This window comes from Bradyrhizobium sp. C9 (assembly GCF_002532045.1).
Taxonomy (GTDB): Bacteria; Pseudomonadota; Alphaproteobacteria; order Rhizobiales; family Xanthobacteraceae; genus Bradyrhizobium.
In genome coordinates this window covers 275,324-291,584 of record NZ_NWTG01000008.1, presented here as the reverse complement: position 1 = coordinate 291,584, position 16,261 = coordinate 275,324, and the positions used below count along the sequence as shown (strand labels likewise).

The 16,261-nt window shown below is 63.8% G+C and carries 15 protein-coding genes; 4 read left to right on the top strand and 11 right to left on the bottom strand.

The features are described 5' to 3' along the window. Window positions 1-101: 101 nt before the first annotated feature. From CO675_RS20025 to CO675_RS19990, 8 genes are all read right to left on the bottom strand, one after another. A complete protein-coding gene (locus CO675_RS20025; RefSeq protein ID WP_092114618.1) occupies window positions 102-800 on the bottom strand; it encodes an ABC transporter ATP-binding protein in 699 nt (232 codons plus the stop codon). Between the two features lie 9 nt (window positions 801-809). Then, complete coding sequence (locus CO675_RS20020; protein ID WP_092114619.1) at window positions 810-2,090, bottom strand: lipoprotein-releasing ABC transporter permease subunit; 1,281 nt, start codon at window positions 2,088-2,090, stop codon at window positions 810-812. Window positions 2,091-2,162: 72 nt separating this feature from the next. Continuing rightward, window positions 2,163-3,482 carry a proline--tRNA ligase gene (proS, locus tag CO675_RS20015; RefSeq protein WP_097673593.1) on the bottom strand — a complete coding sequence of 440 codons (1,320 nt, stop codon included), beginning with the start codon at window positions 3,480-3,482 and terminating at the stop codon, window positions 2,163-2,165. A gap of 164 nt (window positions 3,483-3,646) precedes the next feature. Further along, window positions 3,647-5,224: a copper resistance CopC/CopD family protein gene (locus CO675_RS20010; protein ID WP_097673592.1), complete on the bottom strand. Its 1,578-nt coding sequence runs from the start codon at window positions 5,222-5,224 to the stop codon at window positions 3,647-3,649. A 3-nt stretch (window positions 5,225-5,227) separates the two neighbouring features. Next, entirely contained in the window at window positions 5,228-5,755 is a 528-nt protein-coding gene (locus CO675_RS20005; protein ID WP_097673591.1) for a YcnI family copper-binding membrane protein, read from the bottom strand. A gap of 7 nt (window positions 5,756-5,762) precedes the next feature. After that, window positions 5,763-6,284 carry a copper chaperone PCu(A)C gene (locus tag CO675_RS20000; RefSeq protein ID WP_097673590.1) on the bottom strand — a complete coding sequence of 174 codons (522 nt, stop codon included), beginning with the start codon at window positions 6,282-6,284 and terminating at the stop codon, window positions 5,763-5,765. 39 nt (window positions 6,285-6,323) lie between these two features. After that, on the bottom strand, window positions 6,324-8,804 hold the full coding sequence (locus CO675_RS19995) for a TonB-dependent receptor (protein ID WP_097673589.1): 2,481 nt from the start codon (window positions 8,802-8,804) through the stop codon (window positions 6,324-6,326). An 84-nt stretch (window positions 8,805-8,888) separates the two neighbouring features. Further along, a complete protein-coding gene (locus tag CO675_RS19990) occupies window positions 8,889-9,323 on the bottom strand; it encodes a DUF2946 family protein (protein ID WP_245452826.1) in 435 nt (144 codons plus the stop codon). A gap of 396 nt (window positions 9,324-9,719) precedes the next feature. Between CO675_RS19990 and CO675_RS19985 the strand changes: the two genes are divergently transcribed. The 4 genes from CO675_RS19985 to CO675_RS19970 all read left to right on the top strand — a co-directional run bounded on the left by CO675_RS19985 (window position 9,720) and on the right by CO675_RS19970 (window position 13,920). Beyond that, window positions 9,720-10,145, top strand: coding sequence for a globin (locus CO675_RS19985; RefSeq protein ID WP_097673588.1), 426 nt, complete (start codon window positions 9,720-9,722; stop codon window positions 10,143-10,145). Window positions 10,146-10,233: 88 nt separating this feature from the next. Then, window positions 10,234-11,271, top strand: a complete 1,038-nt coding sequence (locus CO675_RS19980; protein ID WP_097673587.1) for a sugar ABC transporter substrate-binding protein — start codon at window positions 10,234-10,236, stop codon at window positions 11,269-11,271. A 9-nt stretch (window positions 11,272-11,280) separates the two neighbouring features. Continuing rightward, window positions 11,281-12,783: a sugar ABC transporter ATP-binding protein gene (locus CO675_RS19975; protein WP_097673586.1), complete on the top strand. Its 1,503-nt coding sequence runs from the start codon at window positions 11,281-11,283 to the stop codon at window positions 12,781-12,783. 102 nt (window positions 12,784-12,885) lie between these two features. Further along, entirely contained in the window at window positions 12,886-13,920 is a 1,035-nt protein-coding gene (locus CO675_RS19970) for an ABC transporter permease (protein WP_097673644.1), read from the top strand. Window positions 13,921-14,163: 243 nt separating this feature from the next. On the opposite strand, the gene mtnK is transcribed toward CO675_RS19970, so the two are convergent. The 3 genes from mtnK to mce form a co-directional block, all read right to left on the bottom strand. Further along, entirely contained in the window at window positions 14,164-15,468 is a 1,305-nt protein-coding gene (mtnK, locus tag CO675_RS19965) for an S-methyl-5-thioribose kinase (RefSeq protein WP_097673585.1), read from the bottom strand. A 79-nt stretch (window positions 15,469-15,547) separates the two neighbouring features. Then, window positions 15,548-15,823 carry a DUF1467 family protein gene (locus CO675_RS19960; RefSeq protein WP_097673584.1) on the bottom strand — a complete coding sequence of 92 codons (276 nt, stop codon included), beginning with the start codon at window positions 15,821-15,823 and terminating at the stop codon, window positions 15,548-15,550. A 7-nt stretch (window positions 15,824-15,830) separates the two neighbouring features. Further along, on the bottom strand, window positions 15,831-16,235 hold the full coding sequence (mce, locus tag CO675_RS19955) for a methylmalonyl-CoA epimerase (protein ID WP_097673583.1): 405 nt from the start codon (window positions 16,233-16,235) through the stop codon (window positions 15,831-15,833). Window positions 16,236-16,261 lie beyond the last annotated feature (26 nt).

Sequence of the window (16,261 nt, the reverse complement as noted above, 5' to 3'; positions counted from 1 at the left end):
CCCTTGCCGCTGTGATCAGGGCGGGATGGAAAAGCCTTGTAGGTTTCACGCTTTGAGGCGCGTTCTTCGCGCGAACCGTTAGCCAGTTCGCGCGCAGCGCGTCATTCGAGCTCGACGACCTGCCCGTTCGATAACGACACCCGGCGATCCATCCGTGCGGCGAGATCCATGTTGTGGGTTGCAATCAGCATCGCGACCCGGGTCGCCTTCACGAGCTGCATCAGTGCGTTGAAGACGTGATCGGCCGTCCCCGGATCGAGATTGCCGGTCGGCTCGTCCGCAAACAGCACCCGCGGTGCGTTCGCAACCGCACGCGCGATCGCCACGCGCTGCTGTTCGCCGCCCGAAAGTTCGGCCGGACGATGGGTGATGCGGTCGCCAAGCCCGAGATAGGCCAGGATCTCGGTCGCGCGTTTCACGGTTTCGGAGCGCTTGAGGCCACGAATCATCTGCGGCAGCATGACGTTCTCGAGCGCCGAGAACTCCGGCAGCAACCGGTGCGACTGATAGACGAAGCCGATATCGGAGCGGCGAATCTGCGTGCGGTCGATGTCGGACATCTGCGAGGTCGGCGTGCCCGCAACATAGACCTCACCCTCATCGGGACTCTCCAGCAGGCCCGCGATGTGCAGCAACGTCGACTTGCCGGATCCGGACGGCGCGACCAGCGCCACCGATTGACCGGGCCACAGCGCCAGCTTGGCACCGTTCAGGATCGTCAGCGTCGCTTCGCCCTGCCTGTATTCCCGCTTGATATCATGAAGATAGACAACCGGTACGTCTTCCGCCCCCTCGGCCATGTGCGCTCCCTATTCGTACCGGAGCGCTTCGACCGGATCGAGGCGCGCGGCGCGCCACGACGGGTAGAGCGTCGCAAGGAAGGATAGCGTCAGCGCCATGATGACGACGGCGAGCGTTTCGCCGAAATCGACCTCAGCCGGCAGTTTGGAAAGGAAATACAGCTCCGGCGAGAACAGCTCGGTGTTGGTGAGCCATGACAGGAACTGTCTGATCGATTCGATGTTCAGGCAGATCAGCATGCCGACCGCAAAGCCGGTCAGTGTTCCGACCACGCCGATCGAGGCGCCGGTGATCAGGAAGATCCGCATGATCGAGCCTTGCGAGGCGCCCATGGTGCGCAGGATCGCGATGTCCTGGCCCTTGTCCTTCACCAGCATGATCAGTCCCGAGACGATGTTGAGCGCTGCAACCAGCACGATCATGGTCAGGATCAGGAACATCACGTTGCGTTCAACCTGCAGCGCGTTGAAGAAGGTCGAATTGCGCTGCCGCCAGTCGACCAGGAAGACCGGCCGCCCGGCCGCTTCCGTCACCAGCTTGCGGTAGGTGTCGATCTTGTCCGGATTGGTGGTGAACACCTCGATCGAGGACACGTCGTTATTGCGGTTGAAATAGGCCTGCGCCTCGGCGAGCGGCATGAACACGAAAGTCGAATCGTATTCCGACATGCCGATCTCGAACACCGCCGTGATCTTGTAGGGCTTGATGCGCGGCGTGGTGCCCATCGGCGTCACCGCGCCCTTCGGCGAGACCAGCGTGATCATGTCACCGGCGTGCAGCGAGAGCTGATCGGCAAGCCGGCGACCGATCGCGACCCCCTGCCCCTCGTCAAAACCCTCGAGCGTGCCCTGCTTGATGTTCTTGGCGATCGAGGTGAGGTTGTTGAGATCGTCGGCACGAATACCGCGGATGAAGACGCCGGCCGCATTGAACGGCGACGAGCCGAGCCCCTGTCCATCGACAACGGGCGCGGCGAGGCGGATGCCCTGCACCTGGCTGATGCGATCGGCGACGTCCTTCCAGTCGGTCAGCGGTGATTCCAGCGGCTGCACCAGAAGATGGCCATTGAGGCCGAGGATCTTGTCGAGCAGTTCCTTGCGGAAGCCGTTCATGACGGCCATCACCACGATCAGCGTCGCAACGCCGAGCATGATGCCGAGAAACGAAAAGCCGGCGATGACAGAGATGAACCCTTCCTTGCGGCGCGCGCGCAGATAGCGTCCGGACAGCAGCCATTCGAATGGCGCAAACGGCGGGGTACGGACTGGCTCGTTCATGGTCTCATCCATCTCTCGATAATCCCATGATTCGGGTCAAATGTGGCCGGATTACCCCGCCGATAGATACGGCGTGAATAAACTTTAACCCGCGAGCTTCGCGACCACGTCCGCGGGGCTCATGTTCTCTCGCGAACCGTCGCTGCGGCGCTTCACCTCGACCTTGCCTTCCGCGAGCCCCTTGGGTCCGACGAGAATCTGCCAGGGGATACCGATCAGATCGGCGGCGGCGAACTTGGCGCCGGCGCGCTGATCGGTGTCGTCGTAGAGCACGTCGACACCCTTCGCCGAGAGCTCGCGATAGAGCTGCTCGCAGGCGCCGTCGACCGCGGCGTCGCCCTGCTTGAGGTTGAGGATCGCGGCGCGGAACGGCGCGACCGCTTCGGGCCACTTGATGCCCGCATCATCATGACAGGCCTCGATGATCGCGCCGACCAGACGCGACACACCGACACCGTAGGAGCCGCCGTGGATCGGCACGTCGACGCCGTCGGGCCCCGCCACCATCGCCTTCATGGTGTCGGAATATTTGGTGCCGAAATAGAAGATCTGGCCGACCTCGATGCCGCGGGTGTTGAGCCGCTTCGCTTCCGGCACTTCCTGCTCGAAGCGCGCAGCCTCGTGGACGTCCTCGGTCGCAGCATAGACCGAAGTCCACTGCTTGATGATCGGTGTGAGATCGCCCTCATAGTCGACGTCCTCGCCCGGCACCGGCAGGTCCAGCACATCGCGGTTGATGAAGACGCCGGACTCTCCGGTCTCCGCCAGCACGATGAACTCATGGCTGAGGTCGCCGCCGATCGGGCCGGTCTCGGCCCGCATCGGGATCGCCTTCAGGCCCATCCGCGCGAAGGTGCGCAGATAGGCCACGAACATCTTGTTGTAGGAGCGCCGTGCACCGGCCTCGTCGAGGTCGAACGAATAGGCATCCTTCATCAGGAATTCGCGGCCGCGCATCACGCCGAAGCGCGGACGCTGCTCGTCGCGGAACTTCCACTGGATGTGGTAGAGGTTGAGCGGCAGGTTCTTGTAGGACTTGACGTAGGAGCGGAAGATCTCGGTGATCATCTCCTCGTTGGTCGGTCCGTACAACAGCTCGCGCTTGTGACGATCGAGGATGCGCAGCATCTCCGGGCCATAGGCGTCGTAGCGGCCGCTTTCCCGCCAGAGATCGGCGAGCTGCAACGTCGGCATCAAGAGCTCGAGCGCGCCGGCGCGGTCCTGCTCTTCGCGGACGATCTGCTCGATCTTCTTCAGCACCCGGAAGCCGAGCGGCAGCCAGGCATAGATGCCGGCGGCCTCCTGCCGCATCATGCCCGCACGCAGCATCAGCCGATGCGAGACGATCTCCGCCTCTTTCGGATTTTCTTTCAGGATGGGCAGGAAAAACCGCGACAATCGCATGGCGTTACTCGGGAATCAGGAAAGCGTGGGAAGCGCAGCAGTGAAACCGGATCGGCTGTGAAAACACAAGGCCGCCAAATGACAAAAGCCCTTCAAATCAGGCTATTTTCGGCCATTTGAGCGATTTGCGTCCCGCCAGCGTGCCCGGCGCGCTGGTCGTGCGTTTACCTGACCTCGAAATCGTCTTCCAGCGTCACTTTCTTGAAATCGGTCACCAGGGCGTCGATCTGCATGTGCCAGCGGCCCGGGACCGGCAATGGCACCTTCTTGACGTGCCAATAGCCATCGGGACCGAGCGCTGCGCTGCGTTCCAGCGGCTCGATGCCGCGATCCGGCAGGCTCAGCGTCAGCGTCGCCTCCTTGGCTGCGAATGGGCTGGCATCGCCGTTCATCAGCTGCAGCACGAAATCGTTCTGCCCGACCTTGCCCGGCGCGATCAGCACCTGGAACATCGCGGTATCGGTGTGGATGTGGACCGCGAGCGGAACGTCGTCCGACATTGCCAGCACGCGCGGCGGCGGCGTGAAGCGCCATAGGGCGACGAGGCCGAGAATGGCGATCATCAGCACGAATTCGAGCGCGATCGAGCGCTGCAGCGGCCGCGTGCGATGAAATTCGCGCGCGATGGCCGGCGTGAACACCAGCCGGTTCAGCGCGGCGAGCGTGAGCAACAGCGACACCAGCCCGAGTTTCGCAAGGAGGACGTTACCGTATCCGGTGTCGATCAGTGCGCCAAAGCTTTCCAGCTGAACGACGGCAAGCGCGAGGCCCGACAGAGCGATCAGCGCGACGACAGGCACGGCGAGCGTCGAAAAGCGCCGGAGTACCCGCAGCAGCGAATCCTTTCGCTGCCAGGCCAGCACGGCGAGCGGCCCGAGCGCACCCATCCAGAAGGCGAGGCCAACGCCATGGATGAACAGTGCGGTCCGCGTCAGCCATTGCGGAGAAGCGGTGGCGGCATGGCCGCTGACCGAAAGCGACAGCCCGACGCAGATCATTGCGACTGCGGTGCTGATCCAGGCCGCGCTGAACGACGGACTGCGCCAGGCGATCGCCGCGATCAACATCGCGACGATCGCGAACAGCAGCGCGGGAAACAGGCTGGTGCCGGCGGCACTGGCCCACGCCGCCCATGTCAGGACGCCCGTGATCGGCAGGTTCAGCAGGTCGACGCCCTGCAAGCCGAGCGAGGCGATCGCGCCGACGAGGCCGATCGCCAGCGACCACATGATCAGACGTCCACCAGCTGCTCCCTGCCCGATCCATGCGGCAAAGAACACGCCGCCGACGCCGGCAAACAGCCCGAGATAGAGCCCGAGCCGCGCCAGCCAGATCAGCGCATGCAGCAGGCCATCGCCGGCCGGCGCCGCCGAGCCCGTGATGACGCCGATCGAGAACAACAGCGAACCCGCAACGGGATGGCCGTCCTGCGACACCACGCGATAGCTGACCACCTGGGTGCCCTGAGGCAAATCAGCCGGCAGGGTCACCACCAGCGATTCATCGACAGCGCGGATCGTGACGTCGCGCGGCTTGCCCGCGGCGTCGAGCAGGCTGACCGCGGTTGGCGCCACCGCTTCGTTGAAGCGGAGCAACACCGTCTTCGGTGCCTCGGTCACAACGCTGCCGTCCGCCGGCTCGGCGGCGATCAGGACGGCATGCGCATCGGCCGAGGTCGCAAGACACAGCGTCACGAGCAACGCGGCAAGACTTGCAACGACAAGACTTGCGACCGCCCGCACGGCTTACGACTTCGGCAGCAGCTTGACGCCGGGCGCCGGCGTCTTGCTGCCATGGTCGTGCCCGCCGCCCTGCCCTTCGGCCGGAATATCGATCCAGCGGCTGACGCCCTGTTCGCATTCCTGCACGACGGGAAAATACAGCGTGGCGTTCGGCTTCAGCGTGTCGGTGAGAAACGTCTGCATCACGAACTCGTCGTAGTTCTGGTCGGAGAGCTTGCCACCGCTCCAGGCGACTTCCTTCACGCCCTCTGTGAGCTTGGCGCCGTGAAAGTCGTACTGGGCAGCATATTTTCCGGTGACCGTATCGAGGGTCCAGCCGGGCTTCGGCATCGGCTTCACCCCGATCACACCTTCCGGAATCTGCACGCGGATCTTGATCGTCGCCGATCCCGCGCAGCCATGCGGTACGGCGAAGACCGCCTTGTAGTACGAACCGACCGCAGCCTGCTTTCCCTCAAGCGTGACATGGGCGATGGCCGGCGACGCTGCAAGCAGCGTCGCCGTGGCAATAAGGAGCGTGGTTGATCGCATGGCTGCCTCACATCTTCTTCATGTCCATGTGACCGGAATGGTCGCCATGGCCGGAATGCTCGCTTCCACCCGGCGCCTGCGCGCCGACGGCCTGGACATCCAACGAGACCGAGACTTTGCCGGCCTTCTCGAATTCGAGCGTGACCGGTACCTTGTCGCCCTGCTTCAGCGGGTTCTTGAGATCGAACATCATCAAATGATAGCCGCCCGGTGCGAGCTTCACGGTCTTGCCCGGCTCGATGGTCAGTCCCTTGTCGAGCGCGCGCATCTTCATGACGCCGTTGTCCATCGACATCTCGTGGACTTCGATCTTGCCGGCGACGTCGCCGGAGCCTGAAACCAGCCGGTCGGGCGTCGTCCCCTTGTTCTCGATCGTCAAATAGCCGCCGCCGATCTTGGCACCGTTCGGCGTGGCGCGCGTCCATGCCTGCGTGATCACGAGGTCGCCGGCCTTGACGTCCTCGGCAGCGGCCGGCGCGATCAGTGCGAGCGTGACGATTGCAGCAAGCCCAGCCAGTGTATTTCTCATGTTGAAGCTCCTTTGTGTTGTTGCCGACGGCCCGCCAGCTCAGAAGGTATATTTCCCGGCCAGAACGAAGGTTCTGCCCGGGAAGGGGTGGAACAGGAAATATTGCTCGTTGAAGAGATTATCGATGCCGAAATCGAACGCGAAATTCCCCGTCGCGTTGTAGTGGATCTTCATGTCGACGACGAAGAAATTGTCGAACGCGCCATAGACGTGAGAGACGACGTCGGTGTTGTCCAGCGTCGAATACTGCTTGCCGCTGTAGCGCGCTGCCACGGTGTAGGCCCAGCTTTGGTTCGGCCGGTAGGTCATGCCGATCTTGGCGCGCCAATCCGGCACATAGGGAACGCGTTTACCGACGGCGGTAGTCGGAAGGTTGGTCAACGGATTGAGGCCGGCCCAGTTCGCGTCGGCGAGAATCTTTGAGTCGACATAAGTGACACTGCCGAACAATTGCAGGCCAGTCACGAATACGTTGTCCTTCTCGGCCGACAGTTCGATGCCCTGCATCCGAATCGCATCGACATTGCTGACGACGGTGGTCGGGGTTTGCGCCCCCGTGACCGGATTGGTCACGGAATTGGTCTGCGAGATAATCGCGTTGTTGGTGCGTTCGGAGAACAGCGTCAACCGCATACGGCCATCGGTCCATTTTCGCTCGATGTTCAACTCACCGGTGAAATCCTGCTCGGGCTTCAGGAATGGATTGGCAAAGGTCGCGACGCCGGCGACCGTGATGTTCTGATAGAGCTCGGTCACCGTCGGATAGCGGTAGGCCTCGCCGAAATTGGCAGTGATGTTCCAATCCTTGTTCGGGTCGAACGACAGCGACGCCTTCGGCGAGAAGTTGGTTGAGCTCAGCCCCGGCTGGTTGACCGCCACGACCGAGGTGATCCCCCCGGCAGCGTTCGTGGTGGTGTTGAGATTGAAGCCGTCGAGCGCCTGCCAGTTCTCCAGCCGCCCGCCCAGCGTCAGCTTCAGGTTCGGATTGATCTTCCAGGCATCCTGCAGCCACAGCGCGCCGGTGCGCGTTTCGCCGACGCCTGTCGAATAGAGCGCGCCTGTGCCGGTCGATGATGTCGCATTCCAGATCGACGAGGCGTAGACCGGATTTTCGAGCCGATAGCGATCGCCGTGGATGCCGAAGCTGATCTCATGCGGCCCGTCGTAACCGAACGGCCGCCAGATGCCCTTGGCATCCGCGTTCTGCCAGTTGGTGCCGTCCATCCGGGTGATCTTGCCGTTCGGCGAGAAACCGATGCCCGTTGCCGCGACGGTGAACGGATTGAGCTGGGTGTCCTGCAGATAGTTGTAGCTCGAGGCCGAGAGATCGAAGTCGTAGACGCCCTTGGTGTCGCTCTTGAGCGAGACCGCATTGCTCAGATGCGTCTGGTCCCAGACGTACTTGGCGGTGGCGAAGCCTGGATTGTTGGCAAAGGTCGGCGCACCCGTCGCCGCGGAGCGCAGATACGTCTCGGGATCGGAGACCTGATGGTTGTTCCAGATCCCGAGCGAATAAGTCGCCTGCACCAGCGGAGACAGATCATAAGCGAGGCGCAGGTTGGCCGATGTCTGTTGGGAGTGCGCGAGGATGCCGGTCCCGATCACGTTGGCCGGCACACTCTGCTTGTTGAGCGCGGGAAACGCACCCGTGGTGCCCGCCGGAATCGTCGCGCTCGTGGTGTAGGTCAGCGGCTGCTGAAAGCTGTCGAGATAGTTGGCACTGACCAGCCACGACAGCTTGCCGTCGCGATTGCCGGCGGCTGCGCTGGTCTGGCTGGTCAGATAGGTGTCCTTGGTGCCGTACTGGCTCCATGGCATCACCGAGACCGTCTCCTTGGCCACGGCAAACGGTTTGTCCGGCATCTTCGAGGAGATCAGCAGCACGCCGCCGATCGAGTTGCCCGGATAGGCCGCCGCGAACGGGCCGTTGAGGAAATCGATCCGGCCGATCGCCTCGGGCGAGACCAGGTTCCATTTCGGCGAGGCGTTGGTGTTGTTGTTGCCGATCAGCGCCGACACCAACAGATCGTCGTAATAGATCAGCGAACGCGCGCTCGAATTGACACCCCAGCTCCTTGTCGCCAGCACGGCCTGATTGTCGCCGTCGTTGCGCTTCCGCACGAACAGGCTCGGCATGTATTTGACCGCGTCCTCAGGGTCCTTGAGGTTGATGGTCTCGTCGATCTGCCGGGAGGTGACGCTGAACGTCTTCTGCGGCAGTTGGAACCGGGCCACGGCGGGCGGCGGTCCGAGCGATACGTTGGCGCTTGCCCCCGGCGTAGTGACGGCCACGACCGGCCGGTTTGGCGCGGTGACGGCGGTCGGCCTGCGCCGCGCAGCAACGGCAGCGCGATGGGCGGGCGTGCGCGCCGCCGGCCTGGCCGGCCGCGGCGCCTCGACGGTGACGGGTGGCAGCACCGCCTGGCCACCGCTCTGGGCATGAGCCATTTCGGCCGACGCCAGCAACGCGGCCTGGACGGCGACGACGCTCACGCCACTGATGGCATGAAGCCTAAACATGGATGAATCCTGACACCGGCTCTTCGGCCGGATTGCTCTAAGGCACTCGCCGGCGCGCGAGGCGCACCGGCAGCGAGAACGTCGTCAGGAAGAAAGCGGCGGCGCGCGGGCTTGCGCGGCGAGGCGCGCCTGCGAGCGATCCAATTCGGACGCGAAATCAAGCCAGGCGATGCGCGTCGAAGGCTGCTCGACGGCATGAGCCGTGATCTCGGGGTTATCAACGGGCGCACCGGTCTGCAGCACGCTGCATGCGGTGCAACAGCCGTCATGGGCATCATGACCGGTTTGGTCACCCTGCCCGGCTGCGGAGCCGGCATTGCCGTGGCAGATGGTGGCGGCCGCGAGCGGATCGGACGCGGCAAGGCTCGCCGCCCAGCAGGCCCCGATTGGTGCAAAAATCTGCACCAGCAGGGCAACCAGGACTATGGGCAGAAAAATCTTGAGCCGCCGGCGCATCGCAAAACCCATCCGGAACGGAACTAACCACCACAGGCCTCGGAAGTCGAGATTCATCGACATCCCGCGTTTCTTCCGGCTGACGGAAATTGCCGGGCGTGACACTTGCGTCACGGCCGCTCCGCCGGCCTTCGTATCCCCTTACCCCATCACGTGTTTTCAGCTCACTTTCGCAACTGCCGGTGGCACCATCCCAATCATTTCGCAAACTGCTCGAAATTTGAACAATCGTTGCCGAAAATGATGACAAGGCTGGAAAGATAGTCTACCAATTCGGGCTCAGGCCAGCCGCGAGGTGTGTCCTGGTGGTCCAAGTCTCGGGAGGAGCCCGACGCGCACAAGCAGCGTCACCCCATGAATCAAGATCAAATCGAATTTTTGGGGCAAATAGGGTCGACACAATTTTTGGAGCAGGGCTTGGAGCCCTGCTCTTTTTTTATGTGATGATCGCAAAGCGATATGACTCCATCATCGAATCCAATCGAACGTAGTTTCGAACTTGCCGCTGCGCGCTGCGATGATCTGACACCGCATGTGTACCAGCGCCTGTTTCGCGAACATCCCGAGGCGCAGGCGATGTTTCGCACCGAAGGCAGCGAGCCGGTGAAAGGCTCGATGCTGTCACTGACGATCGAAGCCATCCTCGATTTCACAGGCGAGCGCCGCGGACATTTTCGCCTGATCGAATCCGAAGTGTTCTCGCATGATGCCTACGGGACGCCTCGCGAATTGTTCGTCGCATTCTTCGCCGTGATCGCCGACTGCTTGCGCGACATTGTCGGCGAGCAATGGTCTGACGAGATCGATGCTGCGTGGCACAAGCTGCTTCGCGACATCGAAGCCATCGTGCTGCAGCAGAAACATCTCGTAGACGCGAGGGCGTAGCGCCACCGTTCCGATTGTGACACACTCCCTTTATCCGCGGCGCGTGCAACTGACGCCGACGGTCAGAAAAACGAAGAGGGAGCAAACAATGCCAGACACTGACAAGGGGATGGACAAGGCGTCGACGACGCGGCGCGACCTTCTGCAATTGGCGGCGGCAGGCGGCGCCGCGGCCGGCCTGTTCGGCGGATTGGGCATGACGACGTCCGCGCTCGCAGCCGAAATGGGACGATCGGAAAAACCGCTGAAGGCCGCGTTCTCCAATGCCGGACTGCAGGCGACGTGGTGCGCGCAGGGCAAGCAGGCCGCCGAGTTCTGGGGCAAGCTGTTCAACGTCGAGGTGACCTGGTTCGACGGCCAGCTCGATGCCGTCAAGCAGCGCGCCGCGATCGACAACATGGCTTCGCAGAAATGGGACTTCGTCGCGATCCAGGCGTTCGGCATCGGCACGTTGACCCAGCCGGTGCAGAAGATGATCGACGCCGGCACCCCCGTGATCGACATGGACACGCTGATCGCGCCGCTCGACCAGATCAACGTCCATTCGTTCCTCGCCCCCGACAACGAGTTCATGGGCGCCTCGGTGACGCAGGCGCTGTGCAACGCGATCGGCGGCAAGGGCAAGGTCATCATGACCCAGGGCGCGCTCGGCCACACCGGCGCGCAGGGCCGCGCCAAGGGCTTCAACTCGGTCGTCAAGCAGTTCCCGAACATCGAGGTGCTGGACACCCAGCCCGCCGACTGGGACGTCTCCAAGACCGCCCGCCTCTGGGAAACCTATCTGACGAAATATCCGCAGATCGACGCGGCGTTCTTCCACAATGACGACATGGCGCTCGCGGCCGCCAACATCATGAAGGCGCACAACCGCACCAATATCCTGATCGGCGGCGTCGACGCCATGCCGCCGGCGATCCAGGCGGTGAGCGAAGGCCGCATGTTCGCAACCGTCCGCAATCCGTCCTGCCGCATCCATGGCGGCGCGATCGTCGCGGGCGTCGCCGCCGTGGTCGGCGGCGAGAAGAGCGGCCAGGGCATTCCGAAGAACGTCGTGACCGATGGTCCCGTGGTGACCAAGGCCAACGCCGCCGGCATGCAATGGATGGAGGATCACTTCCTGATCTGAGCGGTCCGCATGTCGCAGGGACGCTCCCCGATCCTCGAGTTGAATCAGATCACGAAGGCCTTCGGCGGTGTCGAAGCCCTTCGTGGGGTCGACTTCGCGCTGCACGCCGGCGAGATCCATGGTCTCGTCGGCGAAAACGGCGCCGGAAAAAGCACGCTGATGAAGATCATCGCCGGCGTGCATCCGGAGTTCTCCGGCCGCTTCGTGCTCGACGGCAAGGAAACCCGGTTCCGCTCCACCCGCGACGCCCATGCCGCCGGCATCGGCATGGTGCATCAGGAGCTCAGCGTCGCGCCTGACCTCACCGTCGCCGAGAACGTCTTCCTCGGCAACCAGCCGACCAACCGCCTCGGCTTCGTGCAATGGCGGCGGATGGCCCGCGAGGCCGGCGAGCAGCTGTCCCGGTTCGGCATCGACGTCGATCCGATGACCCGGCTCGGCGACCTGCCGATCGGCCTGCAGCAGCTGATCGAGATCGCCCGCGTATTGTTCTCCGGCGCGCGCATCATCATCCTCGACGAGCCGACCTCCGCCCTCTCCCCACCCGAGGTCGAGCGCCTGTTCGCGACGCTGCACAAGCTCCGTGACGACGGCACCAGCATCGTCTTCATCTCGCATTTCATCGAGGACATCCTGCGGGTGTCCGACGTGGTCACGGTTTTCCGCAACGGCCGGAAGATCGCCGAGACTGCGTCCGCGGACACCACGAAGGGCGCGTTGATCGAGGCCATGATCGGCCGCGGCGGCGAGGCGCTGGAGCACAGCTACACGGATGACCTGATGCTCCCGCAACCGGGTGGCGGCTCGACCGTCCTGAAGGTCGATCAGCTCTCGCTCAGCCGCAGCCTGCAGGACGTCTCGTTCGAGGCCCACTCCGGCGAGGTGCTCGGCATCTACGGCTTCATGGGCTGCGGCCAATTGGAGCTGTCGCGGATTTTGTTCGGCAAGCTCAGGCCAGACGGCGGAACGCTCGTCGTCGACGGCGCCGCAAGGAGCTTCCGCAGCACCGCGGCGGCGCGGCGGGCCGGCGTTGCGCTGGTGCCGGAGAGCCGCCGCGCCATGCTGTTCCACCAGGAGCCTGTCTACAAGAACATCTCGATCAGCATCCTCGAGCGAATCTCGGCACTGCTGCTCAAGCCGGTGCGCGAGCGCGCAATCGCCCAGCGCCAGGTCGAGCAGCTGCAGATCAGGCCGCCGGTGGTCGGCCTCGATCTCGGCATGCTCTCCGGCGGCAACCAGCAGAAGGTGGCGCTGGCGAAATGGCTCACCTACCCACCGCGCCTGCTGGTGTTGTGCGAGCCGACCCGCGGCATGGACGTCGGCGCCAAGAACGACGTGATCAATATCGTGCGCGACCTCCGCGCCAAGGGACTGGCGATCATCGTACTGTCGACCGAACCGGAAACGGTGCTGTCGCTGGCCGACCGGATCCTGGTGCTGAAGCGCGGCGCGGTGGTGCGCGAATTCGCCGGCGAAGCGGTCAGCAAGGATCGGCTGCTCGAGGCGGCCTAGAGCATGATCCGGAAAAGTGCGAAGCGGTTTTCCGACGAGATCATGCTCAAACAATCGGAGAGTGCGCGATGACCAGTTCAGCGCGCTTGAGGGAGTGGAATGATGGCGAGCAGTGACAGCGCGACGAGCCCAGCCGATCACAAGCGGCCGCGCGGGCTGACGCCGTTCCTGCGCTCGCAGATGCGCAACATCGCGCCGTTCCTGACGCTGATCTTCCTCAGCGGCTTCTTCGCGATCGCCAGCCCGTCCTTTGCGACCGTCGACAATCTCGGCAACATCCTCACCCAGGTGTCGGTGACCGGCATCATCGCCGTCGGCCTCACCTTCGTGATCCTGTGCGCCGAGATCGACCTGTCGATCGCCAGCATCGCCAACGTCACCGGCATCGCGGTAGCGTACTTCACGCTGCAGGAGTCCTACGTCAACATCGCCAACGTCCCGATGCCGGGCTTTGCCGCGATCCTACTGGCGCTGGCGCTGTGCGCGCTGCTCGGCCTCGTCAACGCGCTGGGGCTGACCGTGATCGGCATCCCCTCCTTCATCATGACGCTCGCCATGATGCAGATCGCGGCCGGCGTCTCGGCGCTCCTGGTGCGCGGCCAGATCGCCTACAAGGTGCCGCCGCTGATCACGACGCTCGGCTCGGGCTCGATCGGCGGCATCCCCTGGATCGTGATCGTCGCCGCGGTGATGTTGCTCGGCGGCCATCTGGTGCTGACCTACACGCGCTTCGGCCGCTACGTCTACATGGTCGGCGGCAACCGCGAGGCCGCGGAATTTGCCGGCCTCAACGTCAAGCTGATCCTCGGCAGCGTGATGGTGATCTCGGCGGTCTGCTCGGGGATCGGCGGCATGCTCGGCGTCGCGCATTTCGGCAGCGCGCAGCAGAACGAGTTCGACACCTATCTGCTGGATTCGATCGCCGCTGTCGTGGTCGGCGGCACCAGTCTGTTCGGCGGGCGCGGCGGCATCGGCAACACCATCGTCGGCCTGTTCGTGCTCGGCGTGCTCAACAACGGCCTCGACCACGTCAACATCGACAGCTTCCTAAAAATCCTGATCCGCGGCCTGATCCTGCTCGCGGCGCTGATCATCAACGTCTACGCCCAGCGCCTGCGCGAGCAGGCTGCGGATTGATGATTGAGCCGCGCAAATAGCTCCCTCCTCTCGTCGTCCCGGCTTTCGCCGGGACGACGATGAGGATGGTTCACGGTTCGAGACGTCAAACACCGCGGTGTCATCGCCCGATCTCTGCCCTTCGTTCCGTCCTCTCCTGAACAGAGGGCTCGGGGAAAGCCGGCTGCCGATCGCGCCCATTTGCCCGACGATGCAAGCGCTCATTTGCCCGTCGGCCTGATTTGTCGCAGACCTGCCTTCAGCCTACCTGGCAAAATCCGGCTGCCAGTGGCGCAGCTCGCGCACGGCGTAGGTGACTGCGCCGATCGTCGTGAAGGATGCCGCCTCCAGCATCATGTTGCGGGCGAGCTTGAGGGCGCGCGCCTCGCAGATCGCGCGCTGCTTCTCGTCGGCGATCCATTCGAAATCGATGTTGTGCGCGAGACCGAGGATGCGCCGGATGGTCTTGGCGGCGGCAAAGCCGACCGTGTCCTGGAACAGCCGCGCCATGTAGGCCTGCCGTTCCGCTTCCAGCCGCGCCGCGCCCGCCTCGCCCGCGAACAGCGACACCGGATAGCCGTCGCCGTCAGCCTCGCTGCGCCACAGCGCGAGAAACTTTCGCGAGAACTCGCTCCAGACGCCCTCGATGGTTTCCAACAGCCACGCCTCGAATGTCGCGCGCTCGCCCGCCGTGCGCTCGTGGCCGGCGGAGGCCAGATAAGCCATCAGGAGGTTACCGATGACGGCGCCGATGTCGAAGCCCATCGGGCCGTAGAAAGCGAATTCGGGGTCGATCACCTTGGTCTCGCTGTCGGTGACCATGATCGAGCCGGTGTGCAGGTCGCCGTGCAGCAGCGCCTCCGGGCTCGCCATGAATTTCAGCTTGAGTCTGGAGATCGCGACATGCAGCTCGAGATCCTCGCGGAACGCCGCCGCCGTCGCGTCGAGATACGGCGCGGTCCAGCGGTTCTGCTCGGCGATGCGATAGGGATCGGTGAAGATCAGGTCCTCGGTGATCTTGCAGAGCGCGTGGTTGCCGGCGAAATCGGCGATCCCCTGCTTCTTCTCCGCGGCCGACAGCGCGAGATCGGACGTGAAGAACAGCGTCCGCGCCAGGAAGGTCGAGATATCCTCGACGAAGCGCGGATAGCGCGTGGCGCCGACCAGGCCCTTGCGCATGATGATGTGCGGCTCGAGCAACTCCATCGAGGTGAGCGCGAGCGGCGCGTCGTGATGCAGCACCGCCGGCACGAGGTTCGGCGCCAGCCGTGCCTGATGCACCAGCGCCAGGTGCTCGTAATGGGCCCGCGACAGCGGCAGCGGCCAGCTTTCGCCGACCAGCCGCACATAGGGCAGCGCCTGCTTGACGGCGATACCGCCGCTGCTGCCCTTGACGATGAAGACGAGGTTGAGATTGCCGTCACCGACCTCGCTGATCGACCAGTCGGCCGGCGCTCCACCGAGTTGGGTAACGATGGAGGGAAGGCTCGCGAGATAGTCGCGCAGATCGGCTTCGCGCAGGATTCGATAGGCGCTACGCCCGGAGCTTAGCTCGGCCTGCAGGTTCATCGTGGTCGCCTCCTCCGCATCGCCGGGGTGAGGTTGATCCTCACTCCATCGGCGCCATTTCTGGCCTCTTCATTGCTCTCTAGAACGGCATCCCCATCAGCTTCGACAGCCGCTCGATCGAGAGATAGCCGGCATAATAGGCCCACATGCCGATCGTGAAGATCACGGCCGAGATCAACGTGGTCCAAAACAGCTTGCGGCCCATGCGCGCCATGATCGGCGCGCCGGGATCGGTGCCGGGCGCGCCAACGCCATCCTCGTGCTGGCTGCGAATGCCGAACGGCAGCGTCAGGAACAGCACGAGCCACCAAAGGACGAAGTAGATCGCAAGCCCGGTGGAGATCTGGTACGCCATATTGGCCTCAGGCCTGTTCGATCTCGACCAAGGCGCCGGAAAAGTCCTTCGGGTGGAAGAACAGCACCGGCTTGCCGTGCGCGCCGATCTTCGGCTGGCCGTCGCCCAGCACCCGCGCGCCCTCGGCGATCATGCGGTCGCGGGCCGCGATGATGTCGGGCACGTCGTAGCAGACATGATGGATGCCGCCGTCGGCGTTGCGCTCGACGAACTTTGCGATCGGCGAGGCGTCGCCGAGCGGCTCGATGAACTCGATCTTGGTGTTGGGCAGCGTCACGAACACGGTGATGACGCCATGCTCCGGCAGCGGCACCGCATCGGAAATCTCGGCATTGAAGGCCGAACCGTAGATCTTCGCGGCCTGCCTGGCGTCCTTGACCGCAATGGCGACGTGATTGAGCCGACCCAGCATATCTCTCTCCCTTTGTCGTTGCGCAC

Bases quoted from the DNA above. Each gene is read 5' to 3' on its own strand.
- mce (WP_097673583.1), bottom strand. From the start codon at position 16,235: ATGCTGGGTCGGCTCAATCACGTCGCCATTGCGGTCAAGGACGCCAGG.
- CO675_RS19970 (WP_097673644.1), top strand. From the start codon at position 12,886: ATGGCGAGCAGTGACAGCGCGACGAGCCCAGCCGATCACAAGCGGCCG.
- proS (WP_097673593.1), bottom strand. From the start codon at position 3,482: ATGCGATTGTCGCGGTTTTTCCTGCCCATCCTGAAAGAAAATCCGAAA.
- CO675_RS19980 (WP_097673587.1), top strand. From the start codon at position 10,234: ATGCCAGACACTGACAAGGGGATGGACAAGGCGTCGACGACGCGGCGC.
- CO675_RS19985 (WP_097673588.1), top strand. From the start codon at position 9,720: ATGACTCCATCATCGAATCCAATCGAACGTAGTTTCGAACTTGCCGCT.
- CO675_RS19975 (WP_097673586.1), top strand. From the start codon at position 11,281: ATGTCGCAGGGACGCTCCCCGATCCTCGAGTTGAATCAGATCACGAAG.
- CO675_RS20025 (WP_092114618.1), bottom strand. From the start codon at position 800: ATGGCCGAGGGGGCGGAAGACGTACCGGTTGTCTATCTTCATGATATC.
- mtnK (WP_097673585.1), bottom strand. From the start codon at position 15,468: ATGAACCTGCAGGCCGAGCTAAGCTCCGGGCGTAGCGCCTATCGAATC.
- CO675_RS20000 (WP_097673590.1), bottom strand. From the start codon at position 6,284: ATGAGAAATACACTGGCTGGGCTTGCTGCAATCGTCACGCTCGCACTG.
- CO675_RS20005 (WP_097673591.1), bottom strand. From the start codon at position 5,755: ATGCGATCAACCACGCTCCTTATTGCCACGGCGACGCTGCTTGCAGCG.
- CO675_RS19995 (WP_097673589.1), bottom strand. From the start codon at position 8,804: ATGTTTAGGCTTCATGCCATCAGTGGCGTGAGCGTCGTCGCCGTCCAG.
- CO675_RS20020 (WP_092114619.1), bottom strand. From the start codon at position 2,090: ATGGATGAGACCATGAACGAGCCAGTCCGTACCCCGCCGTTTGCGCCA.
- CO675_RS19990 (WP_245452826.1), bottom strand. From the start codon at position 9,323: ATGTCGATGAATCTCGACTTCCGAGGCCTGTGGTGGTTAGTTCCGTTC.
- CO675_RS19960 (WP_097673584.1), bottom strand. From the start codon at position 15,823: ATGGCGTACCAGATCTCCACCGGGCTTGCGATCTACTTCGTCCTTTGG.